The sequence below is a fragment of the Bacillus sp. z14 (2026) genome (genome assembly GCF_058313575.1).
Genome location: NZ_JBZFQK010000002.1, coordinates 885,938 through 905,585 on the forward strand (window position 1 = coordinate 885,938; position 19,648 = coordinate 905,585).

The following is a 19,648-nucleotide window of genomic DNA, read 5'->3' on the forward strand; positions in this document are numbered from 1 at the left end:
TAATATCCTTTTTTAAAGAAGAGCAATGGATTTACTTCTGTTGCTCTTTTTTTTGTTCAAACTGGAGCCAAAATCCTCACTTTAAACGAATGAGAAGCAATAACGAATTGTGGGAGACAAGCGGATTGGTTCAACTGATGCTAAAGCCCCGCACCAAGCATGTATGCTATCTTGTTTTCAGTCTTACACTTACATTCATCAGTACAGCGATATTTCTGCCAAGAATAAAACTGTACTTCACTTCCAAAAAAGTACAAATTGCATTTATATAAACAGCACGATATCGAGAAAAATACATCGGTTGCCGAGAAATACCAAACTAGCTAAGAATAGAGAAATAATATTTTTATAGATGCTCCTTTTTAGTTTCTTTATTTATATATAAGAGGTGAAAAGGAGGTGAGAACATGGAAAATCAATTCTTAGAGTTAACAAAGCTGCAAATTGAATTTGTTGTTGGGGTCGATGCACAAGGGGAACCAATCACCCAGAAAAGAACACTATCCAATATTAATAATGGGGCGGATGGTGAAGCATTAAAACGATGTGCAAATGCGATTATCTCTCTTCAAGTCCATGAAGTAGCAGGAGTAAGGCGCTTGGATACTTGGCAAATCTAGTATCGGTAGAAGGGAATATCGGATAGAAAGGAGGGGCTACAGATGGAAAATGTTCTAGAATTATATTTTCTAACAGAAGAAGGTAAAACTGCTAAACTATCAATTGATAACCCAAAAATGCCAGTTGACCAAGAAGCGGTTAGACAGGCAATGGATATCATTATTGAATCGAAAGTATTCTTAACAAAATCAGGTTTTTACGTTAGTAAAGAAGAAGCACAGTTAGTTGAAACAGCAAAAACCGAATATTCATTTATGTAATTGATGAACAGATGGCTAATCCAAATAAGCTGGATTAGCCATTTTTTAAGGATTGAGCGAGGAGGTGGCAATCCGTGAACGATTTAATTCCGTTAATTAAAGATGTGGGTTTCCCTATTGTGGTAACCGTTTATCTTTTATACCGTATTGAAGGGAAGCTGGAGATGCTGAATAATTCCATACAATCATTGCCTTTAATGCTTAGTGAACTGATCAAAAAATAATTATAAGGCTTGCCATCAGTAAGAATGGCAAGCTTTTTTTATTGGGCCATCACTCATTGCGAATACTAAGTGCCAGTGTAGTAAGTGCAAGTGATACGTATGAAATAACAACCGCTTTCAACACCAATACAGCTCTCTGGCTTCGGCTTTCTAGTTTTATCCTATATGTTTTATTTTCTACCTAATTAACATTTCTATATTAATTCCTTTTAACTTTTTAAGGTTTAAAAATAATGAATCAGTGGTATTTTTTGAAAAATGTGTATTTTTATATATGTTTATGTATATATGAAACCATTAGACAAAGAGATGAGGTAGAGATGATGGCTGATAACCATATTCAAAACAAAAAAGACAAGCAATTAGATGATTTTAGAGTGGATAATAGTGAAAAAAAATTAACAACCAATCATGGTGTACGAGTTTCTGAAGATGAACATTCTTTAAAAGCGGGTGACCGTGGACCGACTCTCATGGAGGATTTTCATTTTCGGGAAAAAATGACGCATTTTGACCATGAGAGAATTCCGGAACGAATTGTCCACGCTCGTGGTTTTGGTGCACATGGTTATTTTCAGGTGTATGAACCAATGACGAAGCTGACCAAAGCAAGTTTTTTGCAGGATCCATCTAAAAAAACACCAGTCTTTGTACGATTTTCCACTGTGGCAGGCTCCAGGGGATCTGCTGATTCTGTAAGGGATGCCCGTGGATTTGCAACCAAATTTTATACGGATGAAGGTAATTTTGATCTCGTAGGAAATAATATTCCTGTATTTTTCATTCAGGATGCGATTAAGTTTCCAGATTTAGTTCATTCCTTTAAGCCTGAGCCACACAATGAGATGCCTCAAGCAGCAACAGCCCACGATACTTTTTATGATTTTGTTGTAAATAATACTGAATCTGCACATATGGTTCTATGGACGAACTCTGATAGGGGTATACCTAGAAGCTATCGGATGATGGAAGGGTTTGGTGTCCATACATTTAGACTTGTAAATGAACAAGGAGAAGCCCATTTTGTTAAATTCCATTGGAAACCAATACTTGGGGTCCATTCTCTTGTCTGGGATGAAGCGCAAAAAATCGCAGGTAAAGATCCTGATTTTCATCGTCGTGATTTATATGAAGCGATTGAAATGGGAAATTATCCAGAGTATGAGTTTGGTATTCAGGTAGTTAAGGAAGAAGATGAATTTAAGTTTGATTTCGATATACTGGATCCTACTAAAGTGTGGCCAGAAGAACTCATACCTGTACAGAAAATAGGTAAAATGACGCTTAATAAAAATGTGGATAATGTATTTGCGGAAACGGAACAGGCGGCATTCCATATTGGTCATATTGTACCGGGAATTGATTTTACCAATGATCCATTATTACAGGGGCGTCTATTCTCTTATACGGATACACAGCTGTTAAGGCTTGGGGGACCGAACTTCCAACAAATTCCGATTAACCGCCCGATTTCACCCGTACACAATCACCAACGTGACGGATATCATCAAATGCGTATCGATAAAGGACAGGTTAGCTACAATAAAAATGGGTTAGCCAATAATTCTCCATCACCGGCCTCTCCTGAAGAAGGCGGTTTCGAGCATTATCAGGAAAAGGTAGATGGATCTAAAGTTCGGAAGAGAAGTGAAAGTTTTAAGGATCACTACAGCCAAGCTAAATTATTTTGGAACAGCATGTCTTCAGTAGAAAAACAACATATCATCGATGCATTCCGCTTTGAGCTTGGTAAATGTCTAAGTAAGGATATCCAACAACAAGTTGTTAATATGTATGCGAATGTGGATCATTATTTGGCTGAACAAATTGCGATTGGTTTAGGTCTTGAGGTACCATCAAATACTGAAGTTAAAGAATCAAAAGTAATTGATTCATCACCTGCACTCAGTCAATTGAATACAACCATGGGTGCCGCGACAAGAAAGGTTGCTGTCCTTGTCCATAATGGATTTGATGGGATTGATTTAAAACAGGCGTTGGTAGCCTTTGAGGAGGCTGGTTTAATTGCTGAAATTGTTTCTGAGAACCAAGGAGAAATAACTAGCGCTAATGGAGCTGTGTTAAAGGTAGACCAGACGTTTTTGACAACAGATTCAGTTTTATATGATGCTGTCTATCTTGCTTCGGGTCAACATAGTGTAGATGCTCTAAAAACGATCAACAAGGTGAATGAGTTTATAATGGATGCATTCAATCACTTTAAAGCAATAGGTGCCCCAAAAGAAGCTGCAGATTTGGTTGCTCCATTTATCCGGACATCTAATGGAGCTTCCGGTATTATTACCTCGGCTTCTGATGAACCAATAAATAAGTCAGTTGAGCAGTTTATTGTAGCGGTTGCTAAGCATCGCCACTGGGATCGTATTCAATAAGAAAGTTCAAATATTGATTAAAAAGCCTCTAATCCACAACAACGGATTTAGAGGCTTTTTCTCAGTTAGGAAATATGAATAGGATCTTGTTTTTTTGTCTGATGAGCGAATTTTTTCTCCCATGGACGGCTGTGCCAGCGTTTGACTGCAAAGATTGCACGGAACCATTCGTCAATTCCCTGAGCAATCCATATTCCGAGTAAACCAAGCCCGAATGTAATGCCAAACAAATACCCGAAACCTACAGTAAATGTCCACATAGATAAAATGCCGATAATGACTGGGAAACGAACATCCCCTGCTGATTTTAATGAGCTCATTAAAACAATGTTGACAGCTCTGCCAGGTTCAACAAAGGCAATTCCCCAGAGAACAGGCAAAGCAATCGCTAAAATGGCCGCATCAGATGTAAATAACTCAATCAATGAATTTCCCATTAGTGCAAATGTCAGTGACACAGCTGTAGAGGCAAATACAGCTATTTTTACGGTTTTCATTCCTCTTTTTAAGGCCTGATCAAAGTGACCGCCCCCTATATATCTTGCAACCAACAGTTGTGTTCCCTCGCCAATCGCAACGCTGAATAAATAACAGAGCATTGTAATATTCGTTAAATAAACACGTGCAACTAATGAAGCATCACCGAGGGTGGCAACGAAAGCAGTTACCAACAGCTGTGAAAAATGATAGGATAAATTTTCACCGGCAGAGGGAATACCTATTTGAAAAAGATTTTTCATGTCTTCAGTGTTAATATGAAATAAATCACTTAATCGGAAGCGCAATGCAAGCTCTTTGGCAACGATCATTATTAAAGCGACCACTGCAAAACTTCGAGCAATAACCATCGTCCATGAAACACCAGTCACACCGGTTATCGGAAGATTGAATACTCCGTAAATACTAATGACATAGCCTAGTGTACTGATAATATTCATAAAGAGTGAAACATACATAGGTTCCTTTGTTCTTCCATGGCTCCTGAGAATAGCGCTTAGAACAAGTGAAATTGACTCAAGAAATAAAGAAAATCCAACAATCCTTATGAATAGAAGAGCATAGTCATAAACCTCTCCGCTAATGTCAAATAAATTCAATAAACTCTGCCCGAAAATAACTACAATAAGAGATATGAGGACACCAAACCATACATTAATGCTAAATGCAGATCTTGATAATTGTCTTGCTTTATCAAGACGCTGTGCCCCGATTCTTTGTCCAATTAAGATCATCGCACCAATAGAAGAGACATTAAAAACTAAGATAAAAATACTTATTAATTGGTTGGCGACACCTACTCCTGCTGCAGCTAGGTCAGAATAATGTCCAAGCATCAATGTAGCCAGTAACCCCATTGCTATATGTAAGCTAAGCTCTATAAATAAAGGCCATGATATAGAAAAAAGCGATTGATTTTTTAAATTTTCTGTATTTACCAATCCGTCTGACTCCTTTAGTTTAAATTAAACACCTAATAAATCATTCTATAATACTTTACCATTATATGTATAGAAGAGATTATGAAAACATGAGTTTTATCTTTTGGAAGTATCTTTTATCTGGGGGATTTGGTTCGTTTTCAAGTATAATGAACCAAAAACAAAGGGTGAATAAAGGATGAATATAAAAGGGATTAATCATTTGTTATTTTCCGTATCCAATCTGGATCAATCCATTTTATTTTATGAACAAGTGTTCGAAGCGAAATTACTTGTAAAAGGGAGAACAACTGCATATTTTAATTTTAATGGTTTATGGTTAGCATTGAATGAAGAAAAAATGATACCTCGGAGGGACATAGAATATTCATATACCCACATAGCTTTCTCCGTAGAAGAAGCAGATTTCGATGAGTGTATAAATCACTTAAAAAAGTTAAACGTGAATATTCTTCCAGGAAGAATAAGAGATCTAAAAGATCAGCGATCCGTTTATTTTACTGATCCTGATGGACATAAATTTGAGTTCCATACTGGGAATCTTGATGATCGTCTTTCCTATTATAAAGAAGCGAAAACCCATATGAAGTTTTTTTAGTTGATGTGAAAGCAGCTTAAAGTAATCATTATTCTATATTTATTAAGCTTGGATGCCAATGATAATGTATTCACGCAGCATTTAAAAAAAGATAAAATGATTGAAACTTGTTCCTTAATTCTAACTTTTTTGCCGTTACGAATATTACACGTTTCATAGATAAACGTTTGAGGAAAAGAATGATTTTCTTGTTATTAGAAGGTTGTTAATAATTCCAAATGTACATTTTATTTTACCTACGCATCTTTTACATTTGTAAAACCTTTTATAATAGATGGTTTAAGAGAAAGGCATAGCCATTTTGAGAAGAATTTAGTATGGGGAGTTGATGTGAGTGCAATCCATATTGTTAGGTATATTGGCATCTTTTTTCTTTGCGGTGACATTTATACTAAACAGGTCAATGGAACTCTCAGGAGGTAGCTGGCTTTGGAGTGCGTCATTGCGCTATATTTATATGATTCCATTTTTAATGGCAATTGTTTATTTCCGAAAGAATTTATGGCAATTGTTTGTTATTATGCGAGAAAACTTAAAGGCATGGTTTTTTTGGAGCTTTATTGGTTTTGGGATGTTCTATCTGCCTTTATGTTTTGCTGCAGCATATTCTCCAGGGTGGCTTACAGCAGGAACCTGGCAAATTACAATAGTGGCAGGTACTTTATTGACACCATTGTTTTTTGAATTTAAAGAGGGGATTTATTCAAAAAAAGGTATCATACCTAAAAAGCAATTGTTTTTCTCATGCTTTATTTTACTGGGGATTTTATTGATACAGATGGAAAATATGAATCAGTTAACAATAAAGGAATTCTTATTTGGTTTTATCCCAATCCTGATAGCAGCATTTGCTTATCCATTAGGAAACCGTAAAATGATGGAAATTACAAAAGGTCGGTTGGATGCATATCAACGAGTACTAGGAATGACCATAGCCAGCTTACCTCTTTGGATTATCGTCTCCATTCTGGCGCTGTCTACAGTTGGACCACCAAGCCATATGCAAAATATTCAAACATTGATAGTTGCTATATCTTCAGGAGTCATTGCCACCGTTCTATTTTTTAAAGCAACCGATCTCGTTAACCGTGATATGAAAAAGATGGCAGCGGTGGAGGCCACTCAATCCATGGAAATTTTGTTTGCTTTAGCAGGAGAGATGATATTCTTATCTATTTTATTTCCGTCCATCTCGGCTATGATTGGAATATTTATTGTCATGTTTGGATTAGTCTTGCATAGCTTAAGTTCTGTTGAGAAGAAAGAGAATACGATTACTGCAAAAGAAATATAAAAAGGTAGAAATATATAAATAGTAATCCTTCTAAAATGTTAATTCTGCTGAAATTGACATTTTTTCTTTTTTTATCTCCTAGTAAGACTTTATTCTGATTAATTTAACAAAAATTTCAGACATCTTTCTTGCCTAGGAGGATGGAAGCATTGTATTATTGGAAAGGTAGTTTGATAAAACCAACAATTTCTTATAACTTCTAACTTCAATACAGTTTATAACCTCCTCTGTTTAGTACATAAATGATTACTTACTCCGCCTCTGTACTTTCTCTTAAATTTCACAAATTGGACTAGTTAATGAATGACTGAATAGAAATACATCTTTAGGATAATGAATTAAATGCTTAAATATTGGAAGGAGTATTGTGAGAAAATGAACTATACAATTTTTAAAGATTACGAAGAAATGTCCACATCCGCGGCTGAAATAATCATACAAGAAATCAATGAAAAACCAAACCTTTTTATAGGTCTCCCTGCCGAAAATAGTCTAAGGCGAGTATTGGAGATATTAGCGAACCAATATTCATTGGGGTTGGTTGATTTTTCAGAGTGCCGTTTTGCAGTTATGTATGAATGGATGGGCAGAAGCACTTATGATGAAGGCAGCTGCAATCAATTCCTCTATAAAGAATTTTTTTCTAAAGTTAATGTCAAAGCTTCACAATTGGTTTTTTTTAACGGAAAATCTGAGATACCTCATAAGGAATGTAAGAGAATTGACAATGATATTATTAAAAACGGGGGATTAGATTTAGTCCTATTGGGAATTGGCGGAGATTGCAAGATTGGTTTTATTAGTCCCAGTAGTTCTTTTTCTTGTTATTCACATGTTCGCCGCATAGGAGATAAGGATTATTATAATCAGTCTGATACACAGGATCTGCCTGCAGCTTACTTGGTAGGATATAAACATATAATGGGAGCACGGGAAGTTATTGTGTTGGCGAATGGTTTGCATAAAGCGCAAATAATCAGGAAAACGTTAAAGGAGAATTTACATTTACATACACAAAAGAAAGTTTTACACCAAAATACAACTTTCTTATTAGATCAGGAAGCTGGAAGCTTATTAAGGGTTTAAAAAACGTACATGGTATAAAAATCAATATTAAGTAAAATAATCAGTCAGCTTTATTACATACCATTTTCTGAATATTCATTATACTATTTATCGGTTTTGAATCAGTGAAGAGGTCGGATAATCGTTTTTTGTATTAGTGATAAAATACGATTTTGTCTTTCATTTTTGAATCACGCCCATTGTTACACTCAGGTTAATTATAATGTTAACTTGTCAAATTATAACGATTGATAAGTAGTAACCATGAATCATGAATAATTATGTAAATAAGCTAATTAAAAATCAGTGCGAATGTACCTATGATATTTTTATATATATTGTTAAAATATGGGTAACAACTGGTACCGGCTTCAAATTAATCTCAAGTGGAGGAGATAAGATGAAGAGAGAAGTGCAAGTTATACCATATCATATTGATCAACAGCTTGATTCAGTCAATGAGGTGCCAAAGGGAATTGAAATGATTGAAGCCCCTGAAATCTGGAATGTTACGATGGGTGAAGGTGTAACCATTGCAGTGTTGGATACTGGTTGTGATGTGAACCATCCTGATTTGGCAAAGCAAATTATTGGCGGCCGGAATTTTACTACAGACGATGATAGTGACCCTGATAAATTCCAGGATTATAACGGGCATGGTACACATGTGGCGGGAACAATTGCAGCCACGCAAGATAAAAGTGGGGTAGTTGGGGTTGCTCCAGCTGCCAAGCTGCTTATTCTGAAAGTATTGGATAAGGATGGCTCCGGTGAATATGACTGGATTATTAACGGGATTCTTTATGCAATCGAGCAAAAAGCAGATATTATTTCTATGTCTCTAGGGGGAACAGAAGATGTACCTGAGTTGCATGAAGCAATTAAGAAGGCAGTAATGAATAATATTGCAGTTATTTGTGCCGCAGGCAATGATGGAGATGGTAATGAAGAGACGGAAGAGCTTTGCTATCCGGCAGTTTACAACGAAGTCATCAGTGTTGGCGCGATTGATCTCGAACACCGGTCATCCCGATTTTCTAATTCGAATAAAGAAATCGATTTGGTAGCACCTGGTGAGAAAATTCTATCCACTTATTTGAACGGAAAATATGCGACTTTAAGTGGAACATCTATGGCTACGCCTCATGTGGCAGGAGCAATGGCTCTTATTAAGGTTATGACCAATAACAGCTTTGATCGTAACTTAAGTGAGCCGGAAATATATGCACAATTAATAAAGAGAACAATACCGCTTGGGAACTCACCTAAATTAGAGGGAAATGGCTTGCTGTATTTGACAGCCCCTGACTATTTAACAGAGCTGGTTAATAAACTGTCCTTAGATGATGCTATAAATATGTAGATTGTTGACAGTACAAAAGTATTCTTGAATCGTTAAAAAGATTTATGATGCGAATGAGAAGATTTGAAAAGCTTCATTATAACAGTGATAGTAAGATTGGCCGCGTAACCATAAAAAGGACTGCCACACTGAATAGCTAGCTCAGTATGGCAGTCCTTTCGTTTATGTAGGAAATGGATTAGCATTCATTTTTAATGATGACGATTGATATGGTTTGTGTTGAAGATGCGCCAGCCTCTGTGAGTCAATGCGCCAATAAAGGAAATGAAGAGGAGAGCGCCAGTCCAAATTTCAAATTGTTCAGGAACATAGTTGAAAACGGAAAATGCTAGATTCTCAACTTTAAGGCTAAAAGATAAAATAAGTACAAACAAGCCTATCATTAACAGTTCTTTAAATAAATTAATAAGTTTAATGTTGTTCTGATCCCAGCGAATAAGAAAGAGAGCAATCGCTAGGGCGCCAAATAAATTCCAATCCAATGTCTCCACTCCTTTATTAGTTATTCTTTTAATATTTGAAAAATGATTGGTGGACAGGCAGGATAAAGGGCTTCATTAACGAATGCCAATCATTTAGGGGGACATCGTGAAAATGGATAATTTTGTATTCATTATAAAGGTAGACAAACTTCAGTGGCAATATATATTTTAAGGCAGGAATACGGTTTTAGATGTAGAAATGTTAATGAAGAGGGAATTAAGAATGTCAGGGAGTGGCAATATGGATTATAAGAATTTATACTTTACAGATAGTTTTTTTTCATCTGGCCAAAAAGATATTTATACAAGGGATGAACACATTGTTGGTAAATTAGATTTAAAAAGTGCCTTTACTTCCACAATCGATGTATTAGATTTGAAGGGAAATATTTTGATTAGCGGCAAATTCCCGCTTTTCAGCAACAGGTGGATCGTTACAAATCAAGAGGGGGATGAACTTGGTTTCGTACGTGCAAGATTTAGCTTTTTTGCCAAAAAATACGAGTACACAGCTCATAACCGGGGAGTATTCCGTATTGATTCAGAAACCTTTTCCAAAAGATATGAAATCCTCAGTGAAAAAGGAAAGCAAGTTGGCCGATTTAGAAAAGTCAACTCCATCTTATCAAGTCCTGCCTATGAATTATCTAAAACTTCCAATGAAATCGAAATAGGTGAAATGATAGCTGTTGTCATGGGTGTAAATGCTATTCAAAAAAGGAGTCATTCGGCTGCGAACAGTACCGTATAAACGAGAGATTACTCTTAAAACTTTAATTGATAGAACTAAAAGAGTAAATAGAGGTGACTTAGCCAGACTGATTGAACGCGATAATAATTGAAGTGCCTCCAATAAGTAATTGAACAATAAAGTTGAAGGCACCATGATAGGTTTTTAATATATCTAATTGGATAATCTTAATAAGTGTTATCATGGTAATAATGGGGCAGAAAAAATAGGCGAGCTGGGAAAAAGAAAATGACCAATCCTGAAGTAAGGACTCTGTTAATAAGGGTAAAAGGATAAATAAATTCATGGCTGTGACTCCATATAAGGATTTTATCGTTATCATCCTTAACCTCCGTTAAAAATTTTCATAATCCATATTAGTATATGATTGAATTTACAAAAAAGTAGTAGAAATTAAGAGTAACAATTTTTAATCAAACAAATGCTATGAGACTAAAATGAACTCTGTAAGCGAGATTATATGGGTTCATTCTAGTTTTTTTATGTTCTTCTAAGTGACCAACGATTCGTTCCAGAATACATAACCCTTCATGACTTTTCTTTTTTAAAGGCTGTTTTCGTGATGGTTATACCAAATGGGGGTTGATATATTAAGCTTAAAGAGGGAATAACGATATTTTTTATAGTAGACTGAAGATCCGTTAGCATATTTAAGTTGTTGCAACTCAATATTTGATAACTGCCTCAATTGGTTTCGCTGGCTTAAATTAGGAAAGAGTTTAGGTGTGGAAAACACGTATAGACACAACTACATACAAGCTCAAAAATGTCAAAGATCCCCAATATCTTTTATACATTGAATCCCCCATCTAATTAAAATACTACAAGTATTTATATCACATTTCTCTTCGTATTTATTGGATTTTTTTCACTTTATTTTCCTCTAATTTGGGTTTTCGCACTCAACCTTTGACTACTAACAACAAACTATACGAAAAGCCTTTATAAAGGGTAAAATCCTTTGTAGCTTTTCTGTCATACGAATTAATAAGATGACCTATTAAATACTTTAGAAAGGAAGAGTTAATATTTTACGATTTTTGAAGTGTCTGATAAAATTTATGTAGCCAGACGACTATAATAGGAGGGATAGAATGGATACAACCTTGGATAAAGCTGCCATGATCAAAGAATATATCGTGGAAAATCGCCAGTCCTTTAGCGATATGTTATTATCTGAAGCAGTAAATGTCAGGCGGAAAATAGAAGAAATCTTACTGATTGGCAATATTGATTTGATAAATAACGCCCATAAACTGGTTATATACGTTCTTGACCAGGAGAAGAAAGAAGTTATTGATTTTGCTAAGCAAGAAGGCATAGCTTGGGCTACTCATTCCCTTACTTTGAATTTTAAATTGGAATGGGTACAAGCAATAAGAAGAACGATGTGGGCATTTATCAATCAATTTGTTCAACAATCAGAAGAATCTTTTAATATGGAAGATTTTTTTATTATGGAAAAACAAATTAACAATCAAATTGATAGTTTCTTGAATACTTTCTTTATCAGCTATTCGAATTATAAAGATATATTAATTGAAAAGCAGACTAAAATGGTTGAAAATTTATCCGTCCCGATTATACCGATCACACCGACGATTTGTATCTTACCACTAATCGGTGTATGGGATGATAATAGGTCCAAAATTATAGAAAAAAAAGCGTTACAGGCAGTTGGAGAACACCATATCCAAACCTTAATTATTGATTTATCCGGTATAGCTGAGATGGATCCTGATGTTATTGATCAACTAATGAAGTTAATTGAGGGTACTTCAATGATGGGGTGTGAATCCATTATCACAGGACTTCGCCCCGATATTGTACAGCAAATTATCCATATGGGGATTAATTTTGAAAACAAAGCTACTACAATGGGCAGTCTTCAACAAGCTATCAAAAGATTTCTTTAAAACTTTTAAGTAAAAGAAAAGTAGGCCCTGAAAATTCAGGACCTACTTTTTTTGAAATAGCTGGTTAAATAAATAATAATAAACTGATTGCCATTAACGCCATCCCTGCTATCAACCCATAAATGGCATGGTGACCTTCATCATACTTTTTAGCTGCAGGTAATAATTCATCCAACGAAATGAATACCATAATCCCTGCAACCGCCGAAAAGATAATTCCAAACAACATATCAGTTAAGAATGGCATTAACAGTAAGTAAGCTACTAGAGCACCGACTGGCTCTGCCAATCCGGAGAGAAATGAAAGTTTAAAGGCTTTTCGTTTGTCCCCGGTCGCAAAATAGATAGGCACGGCAACCGCTATCCCCTCGGGAATATTGTGAATAGCGATGGCGACTGCAATAGCAATTCCTAAGCCAGGATCCTGTATTGCTGATGTAAATGTAGCGATACCTTCCGGGAAATTGTGAATACCAATTGCCAAAGCGGTAAACACACCCATTTTCATAAGCTCATCACTATGAATTTCACTTCGCGGCTTATTCATGTCCTCCACTTTTTTTGGTTCATGAGGATTCCCTTGCTTTGGGATAAAACGGTCAATTAAGGCGATAAGTAAGATACCGCCAAAAAAACCAACCACAGTCATTGTATAGCCCTTTTCATAGCCTAAAGCACTGACAAGAGAATCTTTTGCCTTAACAAAAATTTCAACCATTGAAACATAAATCATGACGCCGGCAGAAAAGCCAAGGGAAACGGATAAAAATACTTTATTGGTACGAGATGTTAACAGAGCAATCAAGCTCCCGATTCCTGTTGCTAAACCAGCCATGAGTGTTAATGCAAAGGCAAATAAAATAGTTTGATCCATTATGAAAACCTCTCTAACCTTATAACTTAAACATAGTGTACCTTTTTGAATCAAGTAAAATCAAAATATAACTCTATAGATTATAATTCTATACTCTAATTAATATGTTCGTCAAAAGTATATTGTTCATAAAAAATTGAATCTTTAAAATAAATTAGGTATTATAAATTATTACTTCTATTTTGAAAAATATGGAGGATGAAACATTTGGATACTTCTAAAATTACATTAGCTAGTTATTCCGACGAATATATAGAAGGTATAAGAGATTATAAGTTACCCCCTGAACAATATCTATTTACATCATATCCGCTCGAAGCATTAGAACAAGTATATCAGGGTTGTGATAAGTTTCCAGTGTTGATTCTTAATAACGGAAAGGCAGTCGGCTTTTTCTGTTTATACAGTGGCAAAAGGGTGGCTGAAGTGACGACAAACCATAGAGCACTGTTATTAACCAGTTTTTCAGTTAATTATAAATACCAAAAGAGAGGGTTTGCCAAACAAGCATTATACTCCATCTCCAACTTTATCAAAAATCATTTTGAGGAAATTGATGAAGTTGTTCTGCTAGTGAATATGAAAAATATCCCTGCTCAATCCTTATACATAAACTGCGGCTTTAAGGATATGGGGGAGAGGAGAATGGGGAAAAGAGGAGAACAAATGGTTTTGCATTTGAAGATTTAAGGGGATAAGAAATGGAGGAGTTAAAATGGATTTTGTAGAATTAGAAACTAAGCGTTTACAATTAGTAAGATTAAATACCTCTCATCTAAACCAGTATTTTACGATCATGTCTAAACAAGAAGTAATGGAGTATTATGGGATGGAGCCTTTGACCAAAAAGGAAGATGCTGCTTTAATTTTTGCAACTCTGGATAGAGGGCTGGCACTTGGGCAATCCATAAGGTGGGGTATTACTTTAAAGGAATCTGGTCAGTTAATTGGTACAGTTGGCTTAAATAATCTTAGTTTAAAAAGCAAACGTGCCGAGATTGGGTATGAGATTCATCCGGATTTTTGGCGGTTAGGATATGCAACAGAAGCTATTATATCAGTAGTAAACTATTCCTTTCATCAACTTGATTTATTCCGGATAGGGGCTATTACGTATCCGGCTAATACTTCATCTAATCATTTGTTGCTGAAAATGGGTTTTACATTAGAAGGGACACTTCGAGGATATTTATATCAGAGAAATCAATCACATGATGCCTATGTATTTTCAATTACGAAACCGGAATGGAAACACTGATAAATACTCCGCTGTATTATTTTTCGGCGGTTGGACGTATACAGACATTAATAAAGCAAATAACGGAACTTATTGAAAAAGTCCCGTTATACTTCTAAGTTAATATCCTTATAACCCAAACATGATTTGTGTTATTTTCCGTTTCCTTTTTCGCCTGGATTTTATTGTATCAAGTGCAATCGGCTTAGAAATAGCGGGAGGTTTTTTTGTTCCGCTTAATTGGGTCTCAAGATGATCCATTCGAGTTGTTAGTTCATTTACGATTGACAGTAAATCCTCAAGTTCATTTCGATGTTGGAGTAGCTGGATGGACGCAACACCATCCGCTTTTTTATACAGTTTTAATTCAAGTTCATTAACTTTTAGTTTTAGTTTCTCTACCTCTTCGTTATTTGGATGAGAGAGCATTTGAACGGATTGAATTTGATCTTGATTATGATAGTGTTCCAATTGGCTGAATTCTTCCTTTGTAAAGATAAAGTGCCCTTTAGAATTTCTGGCAGGTTCAATAGATAGGTGTTTAACCCAACGTTTAACTGTACTCGATGAAACTCCTAAGATTTTAGCTACTTCGTTTGTATTCATTTTTAATACCACCTTTAGATTTTACTTCTTGCGTCGAAAACTCCACCATTTCTTTTCTGCTGGAACCATATCCTTTTCCTTTAAAGTCTGTTTATCTTGCTTATTTTTTTCTGTTTTGACTTTTCCTTTTTCCTTTGTTTTATTCTTTTTAACGTCTTTAAATTTCACTGTTTTTGGTTTTTCTATTTCTTTTGTAGGTGCCGCATCTCGGAAGCTCATGACCATTTGTTTAAAAGCTTCCTCTCGTTGACGGATGTCATTTCGATACTGGTCTAATTCATTATTCATCGTTTCGAAATACTGCTCGCGATCCTGATACATGGCCTCTGTTACACTTTTAATTTCTTGTTGTGTTTCAGTTACGGACGCAGAGAGGTCTGCAAGTAAGTCACGATAACCATCTGCGGCCGCTTCGGATATCCGTTTGGAAAACGATTCAAAGGCTCCCTCTGAAGACCTCGCAATGGTGGTCGTTAGTGCTCCGAATGTTTCGGATGTACGCTCTGATGCTTTTGAAACATTTAGAGAAAGTTTTCGTAACTCTCCGTTTGTTTTTATATTGGATCGTTGAATCGTTTTCGATAGGCCTTTAATCGTATCAATTGAACCTTGTGAAATTTCTTTTTTTACCTCTTCAATCATAAGGTTCCGATTATTTCGTAACTCTGCTGACATTTCTTTCATTAAATTATTCTTATAATCATCCATGGCTACCAAGAAATCCTCCATCCTTGGTTCAGCTGGTTTTTCTACAACAGCCAAAGAGGTTCCGGAATCTTCAGAAGGGGGTTCTGAAACAGGCTGTTTTTCTTGAGTTAAATGTTTTTGTAGCATGTCCTTAATAATTTCCTTACTAAGATTTTTATCACGCATTTCCTTTATTCTTTTTAAAATTGAAATTTCAACTTCAGTATAAAAACGGGCTCCCTGTTTAGAACGCGGAATAATTAATACGCCATTTAAGTCCTTTTCCCATTGGCGGATTGTTCCTGCAGGTACATTTATTCTCCGTGAAACTTCTTTAATGGAATATGCTCGTAAGATTTGATTATCTTTCATTATTAACAATCCTTTCCCTTTGTCGTTTAGGTATATTTGTATCTTTCTAATACATGTATTCTTCACAGGCAATATACTTTTCCTGCTGCATGACAAAAGCTATCAAAACAAGTTGTATTTCTTCAGAGTCCTTGTTTTTATGTTCATTTCGGGAGGTTTACCTATCTAAAAACAGAGAATGCTGGGAAGGATTCATAATACGGACGAGGCATGGCAATTATATGCACGATAAAGGGGGAAACAGGATAGGTTGAAATATTTTGCGGTAGAAAAAAGTGAAGTTTGTAGCTTAACAGTAAAAAGGTGTAGGACAAAAAAAGCAAATAAAAAAACCCTCAGCAAGTACCTGAGGGCCAAACATTAAGAATGTTCTTTTACAAAGTTATAAACAGAATATCCTAGCATTGCCATTCCGATAAAGAAGACAAACCCGCCTAACAAAACTCCGTTGGAAATACTCTCAAGAACGGTTGTGTTGGAGTATACCTCAATACCATTTGGCTGTATGCTTCCGGAAACTTTAAAATGTCCTATAACAGCAAAAATAATGGAAAGTATAAATAACCCGTATGTTTTTAATTTCATTTGAACCCCACCCTTTGTAGGAATAGTAAAAAAATTTAAATTGTTACAATTATCGTAACAGATTGTGTATATTTTGTGAACAAATAATGCTTAATTATTTTTTTGTTAAGAGATCCTTAATTACGCAGGGCTGATTTCCAGGAATTAATTGTTTGTTGAGCATAAAATTTACGGAAGTAAAAAGGTGAAAAATGAATCATTTAGATTTTGTTATTAGCAATCGGTGCAGTGATGTATTTAGTTTGCGAAAGTAAAACCCAAAGAATCTTATATAGTAGCGAAAGTTGGCGTTGCTAATTTAGAGGGGATACTTCCTTTGAAAAGGTATTCAAATTAATGAAATCAAAAAAGATGTTCATGAGAAAAGGCCAGAGGGCATTTGGCCTCTGACCTGTTTTTTTCATGGGCTTTCAATTTATGCTAAGATGATTTACTGTCTTTCCAATTTGATAGTAGTAGTTGTTCCCATAGCTGATGCTTCATAGGAAATCACACCATCTTTATAAGTGAAATCTTTAGTGTCAGCACCAGATGTTAACAAGGCACTGTCAGTTTTTTCTTTATCATTTTTAGATGTCCATTCATATTCATTAGTGGATTTAGTTGGCGCTTCATATGTGCCAGACCAGTACAATGATTTTGTTTCCCCTTTATCACTGATCCAGTTGATTTCAATTGTGCCATCTGCAATTGTGGCTTCCTGCCAAGCTTCATCAGAATTGCTATTAATTTGAACCCATGTACCTGAAAGATCTAGTGGTTTAGCAGGTGTATATCCCTCCTGTTTACTACTAGATAAACCGCCACATGCAACTAACCCCGTGGACATTACAAGTGCAAGTATTATGAAAAAAAAATTCTTCATGTTTTTTTCCTTTCTCACGTAAGATACCTATTTTTGTAATTACATTTTAATGAACATCAGGGAAGAAAGAAATAGTTTTTGCCTTTTGGTAATAAGTTACATTTTCTTGATGACTGCGCTAAGGCAAAGAGAATTCGAATACTTACGGATTAGGCCAAAGAAACTTCCGAATGTCCCTATTGCCAGAATGAATGTATAAATAAAACACAGGAAATGTTTAAATTTATCAGTTAACCACCATAACATTCCGCATTATCTAATAATATGACTGGAGGGGAATAGCTCTATTTGATTGATGAACCTCAGGAAATATAGATAGGATGCAATTATAAGAAGTTAATTGCAATCTTTATTTTTGTATAAATTCATCCTTAAATGAGGCTCTTTTGTTGATAAGCGGCATTAAACGTACTATAGAAAGAGGAATTACACAGTATTTGTTGAAATATAAAGAAGTAATCAGGCAATATATATATTATTTTTTAGAGTAATGTCTACAGTGGAAGCTACATGAGTATGAATCAAGGGGAGATATTCAATGGAATTAGCCGCTCCATTCGCGATGGGGAATACAGCAAATATATATCTTTGGGATAATAAGATTATCAAAGTATTTAAAGAGTATTTACCAGCGACGGAAGCAAGGTATGAAGCTAATAAGCAAAAGCTAGTTTTCTCTTTGGGACTTTCTGTTCCAGAAATAGTGGATGTGACAGTAATAGATGGAAAACAAGCAATCATAATGGAGTACATTAAGGGCAGAACATTTGGCAGTATCGTATCTGAAAACATGAGTAAAGCTGAATATTACATGAGTATGTCGATTGATATACAGCAGGAAATACATTCGGTTATTGCTGATTCTCTTGAACTCATGACAGATAAATTAATACGCCAAATTGAGCAGGCAGCAGTTTTAAAAAGAAAACATAAGGATATTTTGATACAAAAAATGAATGAAATGTCATATGATAAGCGACTTTGCCATGGTGATTTCCATTTATTTAATTTAATCGATTCAGACAATAAAGTAACGATTATTGATTGGGTAGATAGCAGCTTAGGAGATATTCGTGCTGATGTATGTCGGACGTATCTTTTGTATTCAGAAGTTTCAATGGAGTTGGCCGAAATGTATTTGCATCTGTATTGCGTGAGAAGCGGGTTATCAGAAAAGGATGTTTTGCAGTGGATCCCAATTATTGCTGGAGCAAGACTAGCAGAGCATGTTTCCAAGGGAAAATCTAAACATCTACTGGAAATTGTTCATCAGCAATGTCCGCTATAGGAAGAGATTTATTAAGATAACCTTATGCGTTAGATGGATTTTAATTTACATAATATAATTATGGTTTTGTACTTATATAAAAGCAGACCGTTTAAAAATATAAAAAACTCATCTTAGAGGGTAAGAGAATGGAGGAACCAGTCGATGAGAAACTTTTTTATGGGGATGTTAATTTTCGTTTTACTTCTGATTACAGGTTGTTCAAATAATACAGGTAAAGAAAATGAAGCTAATGCTAATGAATTTCCTCCACATATGAAGGGAGAAGTAATAATTAATGGGATAGAGTATCAGCTGGAAAAAGGAAATTATAAATGGAAAAGGATTAACGGAGAAGAAGAAGAAGAAATGGTGGAAACAGATCACGCCTCTCCTTATCGGATGGCGGACAGCATAGAATCAATTAAGGTTAAATCTAATCAAAAAGCCACTATCCAAATTGACGATAACCCAGATATTAAAATTTATTTATGGAATGAAAAGGGCAGAGGACAAGAAATCGAACATAAAAATAAACAGTTTTATATTCCTGCAAGTAAAGGCCGTTATATATATGAAGTATTAGCTGAATGGAATGATGGAACGATATCTTATACATTTGTGTTAGAAATTGACTAGCATTAAGGTGATCCCAAGAAGTTAGACATGGTTTTCATTAGGCAACTTGGGTAAAATGCGTTAGGTATTACACCGGATTTAATTTTAAATTCGCCTTCATTCGTTTCGTG

22 protein-coding genes are annotated in these 19,648 nt (G+C 35.3%); 14 read left to right on the forward strand and 8 right to left on the reverse strand.

What is annotated here, in order from left to right; translation table 11 throughout:
- Positions 1-407 precede the first annotated feature (407 nt).
- The 4 genes from AC4G3O_RS10345 (at position 408) to AC4G3O_RS10360 (ending at position 3,498) form a co-directional block, all read left to right on the forward strand.
- Positions 408-620: a DUF1659 domain-containing protein gene (locus AC4G3O_RS10345; RefSeq protein WP_066099901.1), complete on the forward strand. Its 213-nt coding sequence runs from the start codon at positions 408-410 to the stop codon at positions 618-620.
- A gap of 42 nt (positions 621-662) precedes the next feature.
- The gene (locus tag AC4G3O_RS10350; protein ID WP_066099898.1) at positions 663-881 is read left to right on the forward strand and encodes a DUF2922 domain-containing protein; all 219 of its coding nucleotides are present in this window, start codon (positions 663-665) and stop codon (positions 879-881) included.
- Positions 882-955: 74 nt separating this feature from the next.
- Positions 956-1,105: a YvrJ family protein gene (locus AC4G3O_RS10355; protein WP_066099896.1), complete on the forward strand. Its 150-nt coding sequence runs from the start codon at positions 956-958 to the stop codon at positions 1,103-1,105.
- Between the two features lie 323 nt (positions 1,106-1,428).
- Positions 1,429-3,498, forward strand: coding sequence for a catalase (locus AC4G3O_RS10360; RefSeq protein ID WP_491136129.1), 2,070 nt, complete (start codon positions 1,429-1,431; stop codon positions 3,496-3,498).
- Positions 3,499-3,563: 65 nt separating this feature from the next.
- Here AC4G3O_RS10360 and AC4G3O_RS10365 read toward each other — a convergent pair whose 3' ends face one another.
- Positions 3,564-4,937, reverse strand: coding sequence for an MATE family efflux transporter (locus tag AC4G3O_RS10365; RefSeq protein WP_490551759.1), 1,374 nt, complete (start codon positions 4,935-4,937; stop codon positions 3,564-3,566).
- A gap of 178 nt (positions 4,938-5,115) precedes the next feature.
- Between AC4G3O_RS10365 and fosB the strand changes: the two genes are divergently transcribed.
- The 4 genes from fosB (at position 5,116) to AC4G3O_RS10385 (ending at position 9,257) form a co-directional block, all read left to right on the forward strand.
- Positions 5,116-5,535, forward strand: coding sequence for a metallothiol transferase FosB (gene fosB, locus AC4G3O_RS10370; protein WP_140461336.1), 420 nt, complete (start codon positions 5,116-5,118; stop codon positions 5,533-5,535).
- A gap of 334 nt (positions 5,536-5,869) precedes the next feature.
- A complete protein-coding gene (locus AC4G3O_RS10375; RefSeq protein WP_491136130.1) occupies positions 5,870-6,829 on the forward strand; it encodes a DMT family transporter in 960 nt (319 codons plus the stop codon).
- Positions 6,830-7,204: 375 nt separating this feature from the next.
- Positions 7,205-7,915 (forward strand): 6-phosphogluconolactonase, encoded by a 711-nt coding sequence (locus AC4G3O_RS10380; RefSeq protein ID WP_066099884.1) that lies wholly within the window; start codon positions 7,205-7,207, stop codon positions 7,913-7,915.
- Between the two features lie 379 nt (positions 7,916-8,294).
- Positions 8,295-9,257 carry a S8 family peptidase gene (locus tag AC4G3O_RS10385; RefSeq protein ID WP_491136131.1) on the forward strand — a complete coding sequence of 321 codons (963 nt, stop codon included), beginning with the start codon at positions 8,295-8,297 and terminating at the stop codon, positions 9,255-9,257.
- A 191-nt stretch (positions 9,258-9,448) separates the two neighbouring features.
- On the opposite strand, the gene AC4G3O_RS10390 is transcribed toward AC4G3O_RS10385, so the two are convergent.
- On the reverse strand, positions 9,449-9,739 hold the full coding sequence (locus AC4G3O_RS10390; protein WP_066099877.1) for a hypothetical protein: 291 nt from the start codon (positions 9,737-9,739) through the stop codon (positions 9,449-9,451).
- Between the two features lie 241 nt (positions 9,740-9,980).
- Here AC4G3O_RS10390 and AC4G3O_RS10395 point away from each other — a divergent pair, with 241 nt between their 5' ends.
- A complete protein-coding gene (locus AC4G3O_RS10395; RefSeq protein WP_066102213.1) occupies positions 9,981-10,490 on the forward strand; it encodes an LURP-one-related family protein in 510 nt (169 codons plus the stop codon).
- Between the two features lie 58 nt (positions 10,491-10,548).
- Here AC4G3O_RS10395 and AC4G3O_RS10400 read toward each other — a convergent pair whose 3' ends face one another.
- Positions 10,549-10,812, reverse strand: coding sequence for a hypothetical protein (locus tag AC4G3O_RS10400; RefSeq protein WP_491136132.1), 264 nt, complete (start codon positions 10,810-10,812; stop codon positions 10,549-10,551).
- A gap of 772 nt (positions 10,813-11,584) precedes the next feature.
- Here AC4G3O_RS10400 and AC4G3O_RS10405 point away from each other — a divergent pair.
- Positions 11,585-12,406 carry an STAS domain-containing protein gene (locus AC4G3O_RS10405; protein ID WP_066099869.1) on the forward strand — a complete coding sequence of 274 codons (822 nt, stop codon included), beginning with the start codon at positions 11,585-11,587 and terminating at the stop codon, positions 12,404-12,406.
- Between the two features lie 64 nt (positions 12,407-12,470).
- Here the strand turns inward: AC4G3O_RS10405 and zupT are convergent, their stop codons facing one another.
- A complete protein-coding gene (zupT, locus tag AC4G3O_RS10410) occupies positions 12,471-13,280 on the reverse strand; it encodes a zinc transporter ZupT (protein ID WP_066099864.1) in 810 nt (269 codons plus the stop codon).
- Between the two features lie 207 nt (positions 13,281-13,487).
- Between zupT and AC4G3O_RS10415 the strand changes: the two genes are divergently transcribed.
- Positions 13,488-13,970, forward strand: coding sequence for a GNAT family N-acetyltransferase (locus tag AC4G3O_RS10415; protein ID WP_175354207.1), 483 nt, complete (start codon positions 13,488-13,490; stop codon positions 13,968-13,970).
- A gap of 25 nt (positions 13,971-13,995) precedes the next feature.
- The gene (locus tag AC4G3O_RS10420) at positions 13,996-14,538 is read left to right on the forward strand and encodes a GNAT family N-acetyltransferase (RefSeq protein WP_066099858.1); all 543 of its coding nucleotides are present in this window, start codon (positions 13,996-13,998) and stop codon (positions 14,536-14,538) included.
- A gap of 108 nt (positions 14,539-14,646) precedes the next feature.
- Here the strand turns inward: AC4G3O_RS10420 and AC4G3O_RS10425 are convergent, their stop codons facing one another.
- The 4 genes from AC4G3O_RS10425 to AC4G3O_RS10440 all read right to left on the reverse strand — a co-directional run bounded on the left by AC4G3O_RS10425 (position 14,647) and on the right by AC4G3O_RS10440 (position 17,632).
- A complete protein-coding gene (locus AC4G3O_RS10425) occupies positions 14,647-15,123 on the reverse strand; it encodes a MerR family transcriptional regulator (RefSeq protein WP_066099855.1) in 477 nt (158 codons plus the stop codon).
- Between the two features lie 21 nt (positions 15,124-15,144).
- Complete coding sequence (locus AC4G3O_RS10430; protein WP_066099853.1) at positions 15,145-16,182, reverse strand: MerR family transcriptional regulator; 1,038 nt, start codon at positions 16,180-16,182, stop codon at positions 15,145-15,147.
- A 360-nt stretch (positions 16,183-16,542) separates the two neighbouring features.
- On the reverse strand, positions 16,543-16,767 hold the full coding sequence (locus AC4G3O_RS10435; protein WP_139891144.1) for a hypothetical protein: 225 nt from the start codon (positions 16,765-16,767) through the stop codon (positions 16,543-16,545).
- Between the two features lie 430 nt (positions 16,768-17,197).
- Positions 17,198-17,632, reverse strand: a complete 435-nt coding sequence (locus AC4G3O_RS10440; RefSeq protein WP_491136133.1) for a hypothetical protein — start codon at positions 17,630-17,632, stop codon at positions 17,198-17,200.
- A 538-nt stretch (positions 17,633-18,170) separates the two neighbouring features.
- Here AC4G3O_RS10440 and AC4G3O_RS10445 point away from each other — a divergent pair.
- Both AC4G3O_RS10445 and AC4G3O_RS10450 read left to right on the forward strand, forming a co-directional pair.
- Complete coding sequence (locus AC4G3O_RS10445) at positions 18,171-18,920, forward strand: aminoglycoside phosphotransferase family protein (protein WP_491136134.1); 750 nt, start codon at positions 18,171-18,173, stop codon at positions 18,918-18,920.
- A gap of 144 nt (positions 18,921-19,064) precedes the next feature.
- Positions 19,065-19,538 (forward strand): hypothetical protein, encoded by a 474-nt coding sequence (locus AC4G3O_RS10450; protein WP_491136135.1) that lies wholly within the window; start codon positions 19,065-19,067, stop codon positions 19,536-19,538.
- Positions 19,539-19,648: the final 110 nt, after the last annotated feature.

Coding starts and splice junctions, on each gene's coding strand:
- AC4G3O_RS10345 (WP_066099901.1), top strand. CDS start 408: ATGGAAAATCAATTCTTAGAGTTAACAAAGCTGCAAATTGAATTTGTT.
- AC4G3O_RS10350 (WP_066099898.1), top strand. CDS start 663: ATGGAAAATGTTCTAGAATTATATTTTCTAACAGAAGAAGGTAAAACT.
- AC4G3O_RS10360 (WP_491136129.1), top strand. CDS start 1,429: ATGGCTGATAACCATATTCAAAACAAAAAAGACAAGCAATTAGATGAT.
- fosB (WP_140461336.1), top strand. CDS start 5,116: ATGAATATAAAAGGGATTAATCATTTGTTATTTTCCGTATCCAATCTG.
- AC4G3O_RS10380 (WP_066099884.1), top strand. CDS start 7,205: ATGAACTATACAATTTTTAAAGATTACGAAGAAATGTCCACATCCGCG.
- AC4G3O_RS10385 (WP_491136131.1), top strand. CDS start 8,295: ATGAAGAGAGAAGTGCAAGTTATACCATATCATATTGATCAACAGCTT.
- AC4G3O_RS10395 (WP_066102213.1), top strand. CDS start 9,981: ATGGATTATAAGAATTTATACTTTACAGATAGTTTTTTTTCATCTGGC.
- AC4G3O_RS10400 (WP_491136132.1), bottom strand. CDS start 10,812: ATGATAACGATAAAATCCTTATATGGAGTCACAGCCATGAATTTATTT.
- AC4G3O_RS10405 (WP_066099869.1), top strand. CDS start 11,585: ATGGATACAACCTTGGATAAAGCTGCCATGATCAAAGAATATATCGTG.
- zupT (WP_066099864.1), bottom strand. CDS start 13,280: ATGGATCAAACTATTTTATTTGCCTTTGCATTAACACTCATGGCTGGT.
- AC4G3O_RS10420 (WP_066099858.1), top strand. CDS start 13,996: ATGGATTTTGTAGAATTAGAAACTAAGCGTTTACAATTAGTAAGATTA.
- AC4G3O_RS10425 (WP_066099855.1), bottom strand. CDS start 15,123: ATGAATACAAACGAAGTAGCTAAAATCTTAGGAGTTTCATCGAGTACA.
- AC4G3O_RS10430 (WP_066099853.1), bottom strand. CDS start 16,182: ATGAAAGATAATCAAATCTTACGAGCATATTCCATTAAAGAAGTTTCA.
- AC4G3O_RS10435 (WP_139891144.1), bottom strand. CDS start 16,767: ATGAAATTAAAAACATACGGGTTATTTATACTTTCCATTATTTTTGCT.
- AC4G3O_RS10440 (WP_491136133.1), bottom strand. CDS start 17,632: ATGAAGAATTTTTTTTTCATAATACTTGCACTTGTAATGTCCACGGGG.
- AC4G3O_RS10445 (WP_491136134.1), top strand. CDS start 18,171: ATGGAATTAGCCGCTCCATTCGCGATGGGGAATACAGCAAATATATAT.
- AC4G3O_RS10450 (WP_491136135.1), top strand. CDS start 19,065: ATGAGAAACTTTTTTATGGGGATGTTAATTTTCGTTTTACTTCTGATT.